Source organism: Chryseobacterium luquanense (assembly GCF_026460945.1).
GTDB classification, from domain to species: Bacteria; Bacteroidota; Bacteroidia; order Flavobacteriales; family Weeksellaceae; genus Chryseobacterium; species Chryseobacterium luquanense.
The window spans coordinates 24,216-40,043 of record NZ_JAOVZV010000007.1 but is presented as its reverse complement, the minus strand read 5'-3'; the positions used below and the strand labels follow the sequence as shown (position 1 = coordinate 40,043).

Genomic DNA, 15,828 nt, shown 5'->3' with positions numbered 1-15,828 from the left:
ACTAACAAAGCATTTCGAAGCATCTGAAGAACTTTTAAAATCATTAATTATTAAAAGTTTAAAAGAAAATGCAAACACACATTCTTGGCTATCCGCGTATTGGTAGCAACAGAGAACTCAAAAAAGCCTGCGAGCAGTATTGGTCGGGCAAAATTGTTTTGGACGAATTACTGGAAGTCGGAAAAACCATTACTCAAAACAACTGGAAATTACAGCAGGAAGCAGGAATAGACTGGATTCCCTGCAACGATTTTTCGTATTACGATCAGGTTTTGGATATGACTCTTACAGTTGGAGCGATTCCGGAGCGTTATCAGGAAATTGCTTTCAAAAAATCTGAAACTGATCTGTATTTTGCGATGGCAAGAGGCTTTCAGAAAGAAGGTTTGGATATTACGGCAATGGAAATGACCAAATGGTTTGACACCAATTATCACTACATCGTCCCCGAGTTTCAGAAAAATCAGGAGTTCAAATTATTCTCCAACAAAATTATTCAGGAATTCATCAGTGCCAGACAGGCTGGAATCAATGCAAAGCCCGTAATCACCGGTTTACTGACGTATTTATTATTGGGTAAAGAAAAAGAAGAAGGTTTTGATAAATTAGATTTAGCACAGAATTTACTGCCGGTTTATATTCAGATTTTAAAAGAACTTGAAAATCACGGTGCGGAATATATTCAGTTTGACGAGCCATTTTTAGCTTTAGATTTAAATGAAAAAGCAAAGGAAACCTATAAGTTCATCTATGCTGAAATCAGAAAACAGTTCCCAAATCTAAAATTTATCGTGGCAACTTACTTTGAAGGTTTAAAAGACAATCTTTCATTAGCGACTTCCCTGCCGATCGATGTTCTGCATATTGATTTGGTCCGTTCGCCTGAACAGTTGGATGAAGTTTTAAATTCAATTCCAAATACTTTAAGTCTTTCGCTGGGAATCGTTGACGGAAGAAATATCTGGAAAAATGATTTCACACAGTCTTTGCATTTCATTAAAAAAGCAGTTGAGAAAATCGGTTCGGACAGAGTTTTCATTGCACCTTCGTGCTCATTGCTGCACTCTCCTTTCGATTTGGATTCAGAGAAAAACGAAGAGATTCTTTCTCCCGAGATTAAACAGTGGATGGCTTTCGCAAAACAGAAAGTTTATGAAATTGTAAACCTGAAAAAATTAGCATCAGAAAATCCGGATTACAATACTTTACAGGAATTAGCTGAAAATAAGAAGGCGATTGAAAACCGTAAAAAATCTTCACTAATTCACAATCAGGACGTGAAAAACCGTGTAGATGTGACGACAGAGGAAAATGCACAAAGAAATTCTCCCTTCAATGTAAGAAAAGAAACTCAGCAGAAAGTATTGAAGCTTCCATTATTTCCAACGACAACGATTGGTTCTTTTCCGCAGACAAAAGAAGTGAGAACCTGGCGTTCAAAATTTAAAAAAGGAGAATTAGATGCCGAACAGTACGATACTTTACTGAAACAGGAGACAGAAAGAACCATCCGTTGGCAGGAAGAAATCGGGATCGATGTGTTGGTTCACGGAGAGTTTGAGCGAAACGATATGGTGGAATATTTCGGCGAACAGCTGGCCGGATTTGCCTTTACCCAAAACGGCTGGGTTCAGAGCTACGGAAGCCGTTGCGTAAAACCTCCTGTAATTTTAGGAGATGTTCACAGACCCAATCCGATGACGGTTTACTGGTCTGAATACGCTCAGTCTTTAACTCAAAAATGGGTAAAAGGAATGTTGACCGGACCTGTAACGATTCTTCAGTGGTCATTTGTGCGTGACGACCAGCCGCGTTCTTTAACCTGTAAACAGATTGCTTTGGCGATTCGTGATGAAGTGAATGATTTGGAAAAAGCAGGAATCAGAATTATTCAGATTGATGAACCTGCGATTCGTGAAGGTCTTCCGTTGAGAACTTCAGATTGGCAGAATTATCTGAAATGGGCGGTTGAAGCTTTCAGAATTTCGGCAAGCGGCGTGGAAGATGCAACGCAGATTCATACGCACATGTGTTATTCAGAATTCAATGATATCATCCAGAATATCGCCGATATGGATGCCGATGTCATTACCATTGAATGCTCCAGAAGTCAGATGGAACTGCTGAATGCTTTTGCAGATTTTAAATATCCGAATGAGATTGGCCCGGGAGTTTACGATATTCACTCGCCGAGAGTTCCGTCAAAAGAGGAAATGGTGGAATTGCTGAAAAAAGCACAAGCCGTGATTCCTGCACAGCAACTTTGGGTAAATCCTGACTGTGGTTTGAAAACCCGTCATTGGGATGAAACGGAAAAGGCGCTGATTGCGATGGTAGAGGCTTCAAGGGAAGCATCTGAAACTTTTGAAAAAGAAAGAAATTTAGTTCAGTAAATTATTAAAGCGGGAGTTTTGAAACTCCTGCCTTTTTTATTCTATAAAAGATTATTTCATCTTAATCACCACTTTTCCTTTTGCACGGCCACTTTCTACGTATTTTACAGCTTCGTTGGTATTTTCGAACGGAAATACTTTATCGATGACAGATCTTATTTTTCCCGCTTCTATCAATTTTGTAATTTCTGCCAACTGTTTTCGATTAGCTTTCATAAAGAGAAAAGAATAATTCACATTTTTTTTCTCTGCAATTTTTCTGATTTTACTGCTCATCAGTTTTATAGCAAATTTCACATACCATGGAAGGTTGAATTCTTTTGCAAACACAGGCGTTGGCGGACCGGAAATGGAAATTATTTTACCGCCGGGTTTTACAACTTCTAACGATTTCTCAAGCGTTTTAGGATCCTGACTGTTCAAGACCATATCGTAACCGCTCAACATATCTTCGAAATTCTGTTTTTTATAATCAATCAGAACATCAGCACCAAGATCTTTTAAAAACTCAAAACTTTTTTCACTGGCTGTGGTTGCTACCGTCGCACCCAAATCTTTTGCCAGCTGAATGGCGAAGGTTCCCACTCCACCCGATCCGGCCTGTATAAAGACTTTCTGACCTTTCTGAATATTGGCTCTTTCAACCAAAGCTTGCCAAGCCGTCAACCCAACCAACGGGATGGAAGCTGCCTCCTCCATCGTCAGGTTTTTTGGTTTTAAGGCAACATCTTTTTCATCAATCGAAATAAATTCCGCAAAAGTTCCGATGTGAAAATCTGCAGGTCTGGCATAAATTTCATCACCCACATTAAAGCTTTTCACTTCTGAGCCGACTTTTACTACAATGCCTGCCACATCGTGACCGAGGATCAACGGTAATTTGTAGGGCACAATTAATTTGAACTCACCACTTTTTAATTTTGAGTCTAAAAGATTGACACTGGCAGCGTGAATCTCCACCAGCACTTCATTTTCTTTTAATACCGGTTTGGGAACATCCACCAATTGCAGGTCACTGTTTTTTTTGTAATGGCTGATACTAAATGCTTTCATGTTTTGAGTTTTGTTTTAAAATTTGTTCCTGATTTTTTGGATTGACCAACCCGAACGTTAATTTAGGGAAAAATCGGTTCAGATAATACACCAACTTCGCATCACCAATTCTGATGGTAAACTGATCTTTTTTTAATCCATTGATCAAACCTTTTACCAATTCTTCAGTTGTGATTTTTTTATCTTTTCTGGTCGCAGTCATTTCTGTATCAACGACCGGAGGAAGCAATTCAAATATTTTTACTTTGCTCTTGTTTATTCGCAGATGCTCTCTGAGTGATTTTGTATAAAACGCCAAAGCGGTTTTGGATGCTGAATAGGTTGCTTCAACCAATGACGGAACATAACTTAGAATCGAAGTCGTGTTAATAATCGCTGCTTGTTTTCTGGACTGAAGCATGTTCAGGAAAATATTATTCAGCCGGATGACGCCCAAATAATTAATTTCCATTTCGTAAGCAGCGTTTTCCAGATGCTTTTCGTTGGGAACACCTAAGTTGATCGGAGCAGATCCCACTCCAGCATTGTTATACAGAATATCAATACCGCCAAGTTGAGAAACTTTCTCAAAAAGCACACTCGCATCTTGTGCCACCGAAACATCACTTTTGATCACCGTAAGATTGGGATACTGTCTTTTAGCCAAATCTAATCTCTGCTGATTCCGGCCTGTGATGATGACTTTAGCTCCGATTTCTGAAAACTGTTTTGCTGCTTCCAGACCAATGCCGGAAGCTCCGCCAGTGATTAAAATTGTTTTTCCTTTTAATTCCATATTTGAATGTTTTTAAAGTGCACGTAATCCGTCAGTAAACTTAAATTGTATCTAAAAATTTCATCAAAATTATTTTCCCCCGTCCCTAAAGGGTGTAATTTCGATGAAATTTTCAGAGCGTTTCAGCCCTTTAGAGTTGCGAATAGAAAAATGTTTTGAAAATTTAACTGTTTTAGCATCTTTTAAGTTATTGAATATCCAAAAAAGAATTTTTCTCAGTAGATTAAGCTAATTCTTTTGCGAAAAACTGTTTGGTATCACCTACAGGAACATCAAACTGATTTTTTTCCAGTGCCAAAAAGAACTCATCGGCAACTTCCGAGGCCGGAATTCCGTTGGCTCCACCGATTTCTGCCGAAAATTCTGTATTAACTAAGGGTGGATAGACCTCGTAAATCTGAATATTTTCCCGGTCTTCATAAGTCTGTCTCAGAGCCTGGGTGTAGCTGTGCAATGCTGCTTTCGTCGCACCGTAGGTCGGCAACATTTTGTGACTTCCAAAAACTGCAATCGAAGAAATATTGACTACCGCTGAATCTGTTTTCTGAAGCAGATGAGGAAGTAATAGTTCTGTAAAGTGAATCACGCTGAAATAATTGGTGTTCATTTCGATCGCTGCTTTTTCGTGTGCGTTTTGGGTTTCGTTCAGCAAATAAGTAAACGCTGCTCCTGCATTATTGATGATGATATTGACTTCGGGATGATTGTTTTTTAAATCTTCTGCGATTCTTAATCTGTCTGCCTCAATAGAAAGATCGCCCTGAATTGCTACCGCATTATCCAATTGTTGTAAGGCATTCCGAAGACGTTCTTCATTTCTTCCGTTGATGATTATTCTGTTGCCTTCCGCACTCAGTTTTTTTGCGATGGCTAAACCGATTCCGGCACTTCCGCCGCTGATGAATACTGTATTTCCTGTTGTTTTCATTTTTTTGTTTTGTTTAAATGTTGTGTATTGTGGTTATGGTAGGGTTTGCGACAGGGATTGCAGCGGCATCCTTTTGTGAAACAAAAGATACAGCGGAAAGCCCGGCCGTTCGCCCAAATTATTTTAACTGTTCAGAGTCGGATAATCGGTGTAGCCTTTTTCACCCGGCGTATAAAAAGTCGCCTGATCCGGTTGATTGAGTCGCGCATCGGTCTTGAAACGCTCTACCAGATCGGGATTGGCTATAAACGGAGTTCCGAAAGAAACCAAATCTGCATCGCCATCCTGTAACGCTTTTGTGGCAGTTTCTTTGTTGAAGCCTCTGTTAATAATGATGGTTCCGTTGTAGATTTTCCGGAAATGTTTTGCGACTTCCTGAATAGCATTTGAATTTCCTGAAACGTCTGTAAAAGGCTCTATCAAATGTAAATATGCCAAATCGTAACCGTTGAGGCGGTTGACGATGTAATTGTAAAGTTCAATCGTTTCGTCATCGACTAAGATTCCCATAATTCCGTTAAGCGAAGGATTTAAACGTAGTCCAACCTTATTTAAATCTGCAACTTCTTTGATGGCATCGAGAATTTCGAAAAGAATTCTCGCTCTGTTTTCTACCGAACCACCATATTCATCGGTGCGGAGATTGGAATTTTTGCTGAAAAACTGCTGAAGAAGATAGCCATTCGCCCCATGAAGCTCTACTCCATCAAAACCGGCTTCAAAAGCATTGACTGCAGCCTGCTTGAAATCATTCACGGTCTGTTTGATATCTGCAGTAGTCATTGGTTGAGGCTCTTCGCTCGTCTGAAAACCTGTAGCCGTAAAAATCTGTTGCTGAGGATTGACGTTTGACGGAGCCAAAGGCTTCTGACCGTTGTGCAAATCGGGATGAGAGTATGCGCCCGTGTGCCAAAGCTGTGCAAAAATTTTCCCTCCTTCCTGATGAACTGTTTCTGTACTCAGTTTCCAGCCTTCGATTTGTGCTGAACTGTATATTGCGGGAACATTGATGACACCAACTGCTTCCGGACTGATGAATGTACCCTCTGTAATAATCAAACCAGCGGAAGCTCTCTGTTGGTAGTACTTTGCTGTAAGTTCGGTTGCTTTATTTTCTGGATTATCAGAACGGCTTCTGGTCATTGGAGCCATCACGATACGGTTTTTCAGATCTAAGTTTTTACTCTTGTAAGCATCAAAAAGAATGTTTTCCATTGTATTTTAAATTTAATTCGGTAAATTTGCTTGCGTTTTGCAAGTACAAATCTATAACATTACTTTCAAAACGCAAGTGTTTTTATTTAATTATTTAAAAATAATTTTATGCCGAGTTCAAAAAAGAGATCAGATTGCCCCATCAGCAGCTCATTAGACGTGTGGGGAGACAAATGGTCATTGCTCATTGTGAGAGATCTGATGTTTAAAAAACAGAGTACGTACGGAGAATTTCTAAAATCTGACGAGAAAATAGCGACTAATATTCTCGCTTCACGTCTTTTAATGCTTGAGGAAAACGGAATTATCAGTAAGCAGGATCACCCAGACAGTAAGGCAAAAGTATTATATAAGCTGACCGAAAAAGGCATTAATCTGCTTCCTTTGCTGATAGAAATTAATTTGTGGGCAGAAAAATATTCTGAGATTCCTGAAAGTCAGAAGATGATTCTGACTGCGGTGAAGAAGGATAAGGTTGGTTTTATTGAGGAGAAAATTGGGGAGATGATGAGGGAGGTTTTGTGAATTAATTGAGTATTGTTAACTGTAAATCACAATAAATGATTGATATAAACCATTCTAATTCTGAATTTATTTTTAAAGCGTCAGCGTTTACAGATAGAATTAGAAATTTTTGTAGAAAATACATCGTAACAACATTTGACGATCGACAACTCACTTTTTAGGAAATGGAACTTGAAGGCTTGTTATTGATAGAATTTTCAGAAGTACATTTTAAAGAAAATTTTACGGTTATTACTGAGTTAGTAAGTGATTTAACTAATGAAATCCATAAACTGAAAGCAATTAATATTAACTATGAAAGTGGAAATTGTACAGTTTGTAATACAAAACTTAGAACTTTTGATACTTTAATTAAGGAAAAGGATTTGAGATTCATGACAATATGTGAAAAATGTCCTGAGAAAATTTATAAAATTATCAGCATGATTGATTGGGCGACTGGAGCTGCATTTATTTAACGGACTTAAGTAAATTATAAGCTCATACATATTATTCAAATTAATCATTAAAAGAAGAGTTCTGCATATTACCAATAGAATTTTATGAGCTCAAATTTTTGTGACTAAAATTAGTGATAGTAATCTTATAAAACTGCAACCAGTTCTGAGTTTTCTTTAATTCAAGATCTTGCTATAACTAAATAATTTAAAATTAATTTTCACTCAAATAAATTAATAATCAAAAACTTACGGTTTTTAAAATTAAAAAGACTAATTTTGCACCCCGAAATAAGGATTGTACGTTATGAAAAAAATAGGTGATTACAGAAAACTTCTTGAGGTAGACAATACCGCTACTTTGAAAGATTTAAAAACAGTTTACAGAAATGTGATGAAAGATACGCATCCTGATAAATTTGTGAATAATGAAGAAGGGAAACTGGAAGCGGAAGAAAAAAGTAAATCTGTGATTGAAGCCTATCACTTTTTGGTAAGCATCAACCCTGAAACTCAGGAAAAATATAAAGAAGAATACACAGAAACGATTACTACTTCTATTATCACTGATTTTTATCTTGAAAAATCAATCTTGAAAGTTCAGCATTTGAATGGTAAAATGTTTGAATACATTGGAGTTCCGAGAAATACGTACATCAAAATGGTGAACGCTGATTCACCAAGCCGTTTTGCAAGAAGACATATCTATGGAAATTTTATCTACAGAAAGTCTGGTGAAGTGATGGCTGATTAATTTCCGTTTTGAAAATACAAATTTGCTGTAACAGCAGTTTAAAATATAAAACCGTATTCTGAGAATACGGTTTTTGCTTGTTATATGGTGGAAATTTAATTTCCGTTGAGATAGGTTTTTATCGTTTCCAAAACTCCAAAACTATCATTGGAACAAGCTTCATATTTTGCTGCTTCCTTTACCGATGGATGTGCATTTTTCATAGCGTAGGAATAATGAGCATTTTTCAGCATTTCAATATCATTCAGATAATCACCGAAAGCCATCGTTTGTTCAGGAAGAATATTTAAAGATTTCTGAAGTTTCTCAATTGCATTTCCTTTGTTGGTGTGTTTATTCATAATATCCAACCAATATTTACCTGAAACTACAACGACTAAATCTTCATCTTCAAACTTTTTCAGTGCGGGATACAAAAATTCTTCTGCGCTCACAGGATGATAAACAGCAATTTTAAAAACAGAATCATCAACTTCCTGCGTAAGGTCTTCCTTTTTCTGATTTTCAATATAATATTGTGAGAAGTAATCTACAAAATTTTGGTCTGTACTTTCGTAGTATGAACTCTCCCTTGCACTTAAAACAGCTCTCGCGTCAGGAATTTCCCTCACCGTACGAATAATATCTGCAATGGATTTTTGACTCAGTTTATCCGCAAAAACTTCTTCATTTTTATAAACTACATACCCTCCGTTTTCAGCGATAAAACCTATTTCATTTTCAATATCGCCAAAATATTTTGTGATTCCAGACATCTGTCTTCCACTCGCAGGAACAAAAAGAATATCCCTTTTTTTCAGTTCTTCATACACCTTTGGAAAATCCGGACTTACCTCGTATTTTGAGTTCAGGAAAGTTCCGTCCATATCGGTTACAATCAGCTTTATATCCATCATAAAATTCTTTTTTCTTCTTCTTTTTGTTAAACCTTGTACAAATATAGAGGTTAAAATCTTAAACGTTGATTTAGTTTCTGTTATAAATAGTTAGTTTTATTTTACGTTTTGTTAAAACAGAAATGAACTTTGACAAAACTTAACTCTCTTAATTTAAAATAAACTTTGTTTATTTCTTTTAACATTAAGATTTTTATTAAGACTGCTCATATTTTTAAGAAATCAATTAATTGATTTTCATTAAGTTAATTAAGCTTAAAATCTAAAATTTTTTTAATGGTTCAAAAATATTTAATCTTATAATTATAAAACTTATTCAATCAAATAATTAAATTCTTTTCTGTATTGGGAAGGGCTTTTCCCGGTATATTCTTTAAATGTTTTATTGAAATAACTGAAATTATTAAAACCCGATTCAAAACAAACCTCCGTAATACTTAATGGTTTTTCAGCCAGCAGTTTTAAAGAATGGGTAATTCTATATTCGTTCACGAACTGCGTGAATGTTTTATTGGTGATTTTCTTAAAATAACGGCAAAACGATGGCACTTTCATGCTTGCCAAATCAGAAATCTGATCCAAAGTGATCTGTTCTTTAAAATGATCTTTCACATAATTAAAGATATGATTAATTCGCTCATTATCTTCTACCTGAGTCTGAAGATAATATTTTCCGGCATTTAAAATCCTGTATTCCTGAGTTGAGGAGAGTTCTTCTAAAATTTTAAGAAATTTCATCAGTTTATCCAAAGAAGAAGATTCATGCATTTCTGTGATTTTCAGACCAATTTCTTTTTTGATGTTTTCTGAAAATACAATTCCTGCTTTTGCCTTTTCCAGCAGATTGGTAATTTTCTGCATTTCAGGCAAATCCCATATTTCTTCACCCAAAAAATCAGGTTTAAACTGAATCACCATTTCATAATCATTATTGGTATTCTCATTGGTCATTCCACAATGAGGGAGGTTGGTTCCCATTAAAACCAAATCTCCATCCGAAAAATAAGAAATATTACTACCAATCTGCCGCTTACCGGAACCTCCACAAACGAAAATTAACTCAATTTCAGGATGATAGTGCCAAACATGCGACTTGTTATTTTCGTTTTTCAAAAACTTTAAACTCGTGAAACTGCTTCCCAGATTAGGTTTCACAGCTTCGAAGGCGGGATGAGAATGCTTCATATCACAATCACTAATTCATATACAAAATTAACAATTAATATTTAAATAATTAATTTAAAGGTTAAAATAGCATATATATTAGAAAATTAAGCAGTAGAACTGCGTTAAGGTATGCTCTAATTTTGCAGTATTAACAAATGAAAAAATTAATGTTATGAAAAAAGTATTTACCTCAGTTTTAGTGATCGGTTTCTTATCTATTTCAATGAGTGCGATGAGTAAAGACAAAGACTTTTCTCTTTCATTTGGAAAAACTGAAGCAGAAACGGTCAATTTTGAGTTGTTGAACGCCAAAGATGTCTCAGTTGCTATTTACAGCGATGTGTATGGCGAATTACTTTCTGAAGAATTAAATTCAGATAAAAATATTGCGAAATCATACAATTTTAAAAATTTAGATTCAGGAATTTATTATTTAGTAATTGAATCTCCGCAGAAAATTGAGAAATATAAAATCAAAGTAGATTCTGATAAAAAAGTTTTGATTGAAAACGAACCTGTTTCTGAAGTATTCAAGCCTGAATTTTTGGTGAATGGTAATAGGGTTAAAGTACATCTATCGGGTGTAAAAAACGCAGCTAAGATTTCAGTAACCGATTTTCAAGATACGCTTTACTACAACGCGACAAAAAAAGCATTAAATGGTGAAGTTGAACTTACTTTTGATTTAAGTAAAAAAACAGCCGATCAATACATTATCACTGTTGAAGAAAACGGTAAAGTTTTTAATAAAATAGTCAGTGTGAGATAATTTCTTACTTCAAACTGGCAAAAGAATTTTTATATAGTTTGTTCTTAAAGTTAGGTTTTTCTGAAATTCTCAGAAGAATCTGACTTTTTTCTTTACTTTTTAACTCAAGTCCACAAAAATTTCTTTTTACTACTCAACGTTTTTAAGTTTACGAAGGCATTTGGCTCCGTCGAATCTTCGATTTCACTTAGCAAAAATCACAAAGAATTTTTAATATTTAAACCAATGCTTTTAGGTTATTTACAGACCCGGAGAGGTTATTAATATATCTGTTGAGGTTGTAAAATCTTCCGTTCATCTGTTTTATATATCTGTTGCAGTTAAAGATATATCCGAAACGGTTCTAGACCTATCGGTTGGGGTTGGATAACCTGATAGCATTGGTTGTTAACGTATAATTTATGGCTCAGAACCTCTAGATTGAGTTGTGAAACATATAATTTACGGTTCAAGAAACCACCAAATGGGTTAGAGATGTATCCTGAGTACTTTGGAACGTATTGGAATACTTTTAGAACGTTGCTTCGAGGACCTCAGCTGTCGATTGACGATAAAAATCAGTCAAATTTCTTATTTTATTAAATGTAGCAAGATCACTTAAATAAAAAAGCGCACCAATAAATAGATGCGCTTTCAGGTTAATGAGTTTGTTATATTAATCTACGTGTTTCGGGGTGTAGCCGTCTTCACTTAGTTCTTTGTGTTCATAATCTGCTTTCATTTCAGCATCATAATCCGGCTTTTCATCTTTACCCATTCTTCTTAAGATAGAATCAAATAATGAGTAAACTACCGGTACGATAATCAATGTAAGGAATAAAGATGATGTTAAACCACCGATAATTACCCAAGCCAATCCGTTGTTCATCTCCGCTCCTGCTCCTTTTGCAATCGCAATCGGGATCATACCGAAGATCATCGCAATCGTTGTCATCAAAATCGGACGAAGACGGGCGTGGTTTGCCTGAATCAAAGCGTCATGTGTATTGGCTCCGGCTGCTTTTCTCATATTGGCAAAATCGACAATCATAATCGCATTTTTCGCTACCAAACCAATCAACATAATCATCCCCAACATCGTGAAGATATTTAATGAGTTTCCGGTAATTGCCAGAATGACCATTACTCCAATCAATGCCAATGGAATTGAGAACAATACAACAAACGGATAAACGAATGAGTCATAAAGCGAAACCATTACCAGATAAACCAATACGATAGCGGCTAATAAAGCAATTCCTAACGTACCGAAACCTTCAGTTTGGTTTTCCATATCACCACTCCAAATGTAGCTTACTCCGGCAGGTTTTGTTTTTTCGTTATCCATAAACTGAGCCGCCCATTCGTTGGCAACATCACCTACAGGACGACCTACAACTTTAGATTTTACCTTTACAGAAGGTGCTTTGTCTCTACGTTCCAATAAACTTGGTCCAGAACCCATTTTCACATCAGCAAACTGGCTCAATCTTACTTGTTCACCTTGAGGATTTGTAAACATTAAGTTTCTAACGTCATCAATCGATTGTCTGTTTGCGTCACCAAAACGGATGTTGATATCATATTCATATTCTCCGGCTCTGAATTTTCCGTCTGTATTTCCACTAAATGCAGTCTGCATCGTTTGTCCAACATTTGAAAGATTTAAGCCTAAAGAAGACATTTTATCTCTGTCGATATTCACCTGAACTTCCGGGCTTCCAGAGTCGGTTGATAATTCAGCATCCACAGAACCAGGAACTTTTTTAAGTAAAGCAAGAATTCTATTGGCTTCTTTATTTGCTGTTGCATTATCTTGAGCAGTTACCACCATTTCGATCGGCGCATTATCTGCTCCCATTAATCCGATTGGTGCTGTTTTAAATTCAACTCCGGTGAATTTTTCTTCTAAAGCTCTCTTTATTTTTGCAGATTTAATATCTGTACTTTCATTACGTTCAGCTTTATCAACTAAAATTACCTGAATTTCTGATTGATACAAAGTTGCCTGAGCTCCACCAAAACCTGATGACTGCTGACCAACTGTGGTAATCATATCTACTACATCTTTATCTGCTCTCAAATATTTTTCAACAGCTAAAGTAATCTGGTTGGTTTTCTCTACAGAAGCATCTTTTGGTAATTCCATCTGAACAAGAAACTGACCTCTATCCATTTTCGGGAAGAATTCACCTCCGATGAATCCGAATGCAACCAACATGAAAGAAGAAATCAAGATAATAAATGTAACAATAACAGTCATTACTCTTCTTAAAGTTGATTTTAAGGCCCACTCTAAAATTCCTGTAATCCAATGTGTGAATTTATCCAATTGCTTTTCAAACCAAAGGATAAATTTCTCGAAAGGATTTTTACCCGTTAAATGTACCAACTTCCCAAATCTTGATGACAACCACGGAATGATCGTAAATGATGCCAATAAAGAGAACATCGTTGCAATTACCACCGTTACACAGAACTGCGCCAAGATATCAGCAACAAGACCTGAACTCATTGCAATCGGTAAGAATACCACCACGATTACCAAAGTAATAGCCGTTACGGTAAACCCAATTTCTGAAGCACCATCGTACGCTGCACGAATTCTGCTTTTACCCATCTCCATGTGACGGTAAACGTTCTCTAGAACCACAATCGCATCATCCACAAGAATACCAACTACTAATGAAAGTCCTAATAAGCTCATTAAGTTTAAGGTATATCCCATCAAATACATTCCGATTACCGTTGCAATCAAGGACATCGGAATAGAAACCATTACAATAAATGCATTTCTGATGTTGTGAAGGAATAATAACATTACCACTGCCACCAAAATAATCGCTAAGAATAAATCGAAAATTACGTGATCAGCTGCTTCAAGCGTAAAGTCTGTTGTATCATCTACAATATTGATCTTAATCGCCTGAGTTTTATAATTGTTTTGAACATCACCAATTGTTTTCTGAACCAATTCTGAAACCGATACTGCATTGGCATCAGATTGTTTTTTAACCTGCAATAAAATGGTAGAATTTTGGTTAAATCTTGCTACTTTCTCGATATCTTTTTGAGTATCGAAAACCGTTGCTATATCAGATAAACGAACCTGAGCTCCGTTTTTATTTGAAACAACAAGACTATTCATTTCAGCGACATCTCTATACTTTCCAGAAAGTCTGATGGTAGATCTTGAAGTTCTTGTTTTCAAAGCTCCGGTAGGGAAATCTAAGTTTGAAGAAAGTATTGCCTGCTGTACATCTCCGATTGAAAGACCGTAACCCTGCAATTTCTTTTCATCTAAATTTACCTGAATCTCTCTTTCCTGTCCACCAACAAGATCAACTTGTGCAACACCATTTACACGGGAAAATATAGGTTCAATTTTCTTATCTAAAAGATCATAAAGTTCCTTATTATTCAATTTATCACTGGAAATACTCAACGTCATGATCGGTAAATCATCTAATGAGAATTTCTGTAATGATGGTGGATCTGCATCCTCCGGAAGATCTGCTAAAATAGCGTTTACCTTTCTTTGAGCATCATTTAATGCATAGTTTACATCAGCTCCTGTGTTTAGCTGAACCATGATAACCGATAAACTTTCGTAAGAAGAAGATTCTACTTTTTTTACGTTTTCCAAAGAACCAACGGCATCTTCAATCTTTCTCGTAACCGAAGTTTCCACTTCTGAAGGCGAAGCTCCAGGATACACGGTAGAAATTGTTACCATGTTGGTTTCAAACTTCGGAATCAACTCATACCCCATCATGGAGTAACTTAATAAACCTCCCAAAGTCAGAATCGTAAATAAAACGATGACAAGGGACGGTCTTTTAATGGATATTTCTGCTAACTTCATCTTCTCTTACTTTACGATATTGATTTTTGAACCGTTATCAAGGTTGATTTGTCCACTTGTAATGACTTGTTCACCACCATTCAATCCGCTTAAGATTTGAACTTTATCACCGTAAACTTTTCCGGTTTGAACTTTAATCATTTTAGCAGTTCCATTGCTCACAATAAATAACTGCCCTGAACTTACTCCATTTACGAAAGCTTCTGCAGGAACTGTTAACATATTTTGAGTTTCTGCTCCATTATTTGTTTTAAACAAAGCCGTTGCATACATACCTGCTTTTAAGTTTCCTCTGTTCTGAACTTCAATTTCTACCGGGAAATTTAAAGAAGCATCACTTTTGGGTGCGATAAATGTAATTCTTCCGCTGAAAGAATCGTCAGGTAAAACGTTTACATTGATAGCCACTTCCTGACCTAATTGAATTCTTCCAATCTGGCTTTCGTCAACCAAAACCGAAAGTTTTAATGAATTGATATTTACAATTTCAAATAAAGCTGTTCCAGGAGCAACAACCATTCCCGGCTCAACCATTTTTTTGTTGATTGTACCGCTGATTCCAGCTCTGATGCTTGTATCGTTAATTTTAACGCCTTGAGCTCTTACTGCAGCCTGCATATTTTTAAGCTGAAGTCTTGAGTTATCCAATTGCTGTTTTGTAACACCTCCTGTTTTGAAAGCATTTTCGTAACGTTGGTTATCTGCAATTGCATTCTGTAAATTATTTTGAGCCTGAGTAACATCAACCTCAATCGCATCTCTTTTGATAGTTGCTAAAGTTTGTCCTGCTCCCACTTTCGAACCTACTTTAACCAAAACGCTCACAATACGTCCTGAAATTTCAGAAGACTGCTGCATTTCCTGCTTTGGAATAAAAGTTCCATTTGCTGAATAGTCTGTGTCGATATTTTCTCTTGAAACAGTGATTACATTCACGTTGATTTTATCAACCTGTTTTGCTACTTCTTTTACTTCTGTTTCCTGTTTCTTTTTATTGTCGGAAATTTTCCAAGCGGCTAAACCAACAAGTACAGCGGCTACGATGATGTATATTAAAGTTTTTTTCATTTCA

The 15,828-nt window shown here is 36.2% G+C and carries 13 protein-coding genes; 5 read left to right on the top strand and 8 right to left on the bottom strand.

The window, feature by feature from the left end:
• The first annotated feature begins 68 nt into the window (after window positions 1-68).
• Window positions 69-2,393 (top strand): 5-methyltetrahydropteroyltriglutamate--homocysteine S-methyltransferase, encoded by a 2,325-nt coding sequence (metE, locus tag OEA66_RS07690; RefSeq protein WP_267280816.1) that lies wholly within the window; start codon window positions 69-71, stop codon window positions 2,391-2,393.
• A gap of 51 nt (window positions 2,394-2,444) precedes the next feature.
• Here metE and OEA66_RS07685 read toward each other — a convergent pair whose 3' ends face one another.
• The 4 genes from OEA66_RS07685 to OEA66_RS07670 form a co-directional block, all read right to left on the bottom strand.
• A complete protein-coding gene (locus OEA66_RS07685; protein WP_267280815.1) occupies window positions 2,445-3,446 on the bottom strand; it encodes an NADP-dependent oxidoreductase in 1,002 nt (333 codons plus the stop codon).
• Window positions 3,433-4,221, bottom strand: coding sequence for an SDR family oxidoreductase (locus OEA66_RS07680; RefSeq protein WP_267280814.1), 789 nt, complete (start codon window positions 4,219-4,221; stop codon window positions 3,433-3,435). The genes OEA66_RS07685 and OEA66_RS07680 overlap by 14 nt, the downstream gene beginning before the upstream one ends.
• 223 nt (window positions 4,222-4,444) lie before the next feature.
• Window positions 4,445-5,149: an SDR family oxidoreductase gene (locus OEA66_RS07675; protein ID WP_267280813.1), complete on the bottom strand. Its 705-nt coding sequence runs from the start codon at window positions 5,147-5,149 to the stop codon at window positions 4,445-4,447.
• Between the two features lie 123 nt (window positions 5,150-5,272).
• A complete protein-coding gene (locus OEA66_RS07670) occupies window positions 5,273-6,364 on the bottom strand; it encodes an alkene reductase (protein ID WP_267280812.1) in 1,092 nt (363 codons plus the stop codon).
• Between the two features lie 108 nt (window positions 6,365-6,472).
• Here OEA66_RS07670 and OEA66_RS07665 point away from each other — a divergent pair, with 108 nt between their 5' ends.
• The 3 genes from OEA66_RS07665 (at window position 6,473) to OEA66_RS07655 (ending at window position 8,080) form a co-directional block, all read left to right on the top strand.
• Window positions 6,473-6,889 (top strand): winged helix-turn-helix transcriptional regulator, encoded by a 417-nt coding sequence (locus tag OEA66_RS07665; RefSeq protein ID WP_264750058.1) that lies wholly within the window; start codon window positions 6,473-6,475, stop codon window positions 6,887-6,889.
• 164 nt (window positions 6,890-7,053) lie between these two features.
• A complete protein-coding gene (locus tag OEA66_RS07660; protein ID WP_267280811.1) occupies window positions 7,054-7,347 on the top strand; it encodes a hypothetical protein in 294 nt (97 codons plus the stop codon).
• Between the two features lie 286 nt (window positions 7,348-7,633).
• Window positions 7,634-8,080 carry a KTSC domain-containing protein gene (locus OEA66_RS07655; protein ID WP_047444253.1) on the top strand — a complete coding sequence of 149 codons (447 nt, stop codon included), beginning with the start codon at window positions 7,634-7,636 and terminating at the stop codon, window positions 8,078-8,080.
• A gap of 95 nt (window positions 8,081-8,175) precedes the next feature.
• Here the strand turns inward: OEA66_RS07655 and OEA66_RS07650 are convergent, their stop codons facing one another.
• A complete protein-coding gene (locus OEA66_RS07650) occupies window positions 8,176-8,976 on the bottom strand; it encodes a Cof-type HAD-IIB family hydrolase (protein WP_267280810.1) in 801 nt (266 codons plus the stop codon).
• Window positions 8,977-9,288: 312 nt separating this feature from the next.
• Window positions 9,289-10,161 (bottom strand): AraC family transcriptional regulator, encoded by an 873-nt coding sequence (locus OEA66_RS07645; protein WP_267280809.1) that lies wholly within the window; start codon window positions 10,159-10,161, stop codon window positions 9,289-9,291.
• A 154-nt stretch (window positions 10,162-10,315) separates the two neighbouring features.
• On the opposite strand from OEA66_RS07645, the gene OEA66_RS07640 reads away from it, so the two are divergent.
• On the top strand, window positions 10,316-10,912 hold the full coding sequence (locus tag OEA66_RS07640) for a T9SS type A sorting domain-containing protein (RefSeq protein ID WP_267280808.1): 597 nt from the start codon (window positions 10,316-10,318) through the stop codon (window positions 10,910-10,912).
• 655 nt (window positions 10,913-11,567) lie between these two features.
• Here the strand turns inward: OEA66_RS07640 and OEA66_RS07635 are convergent.
• Together OEA66_RS07635 and OEA66_RS07630 are read right to left on the bottom strand one after the other, a co-directional pair.
• On the bottom strand, window positions 11,568-14,756 hold the full coding sequence (locus OEA66_RS07635) for an efflux RND transporter permease subunit (RefSeq protein WP_267280807.1): 3,189 nt from the start codon (window positions 14,754-14,756) through the stop codon (window positions 11,568-11,570).
• A 6-nt stretch (window positions 14,757-14,762) separates the two neighbouring features.
• Window positions 14,763-15,824, bottom strand: coding sequence for an efflux RND transporter periplasmic adaptor subunit (locus OEA66_RS07630; RefSeq protein ID WP_267280806.1), 1,062 nt, complete (start codon window positions 15,822-15,824; stop codon window positions 14,763-14,765).
• Between the last annotated feature and the right edge of the window lie 4 nt (window positions 15,825-15,828).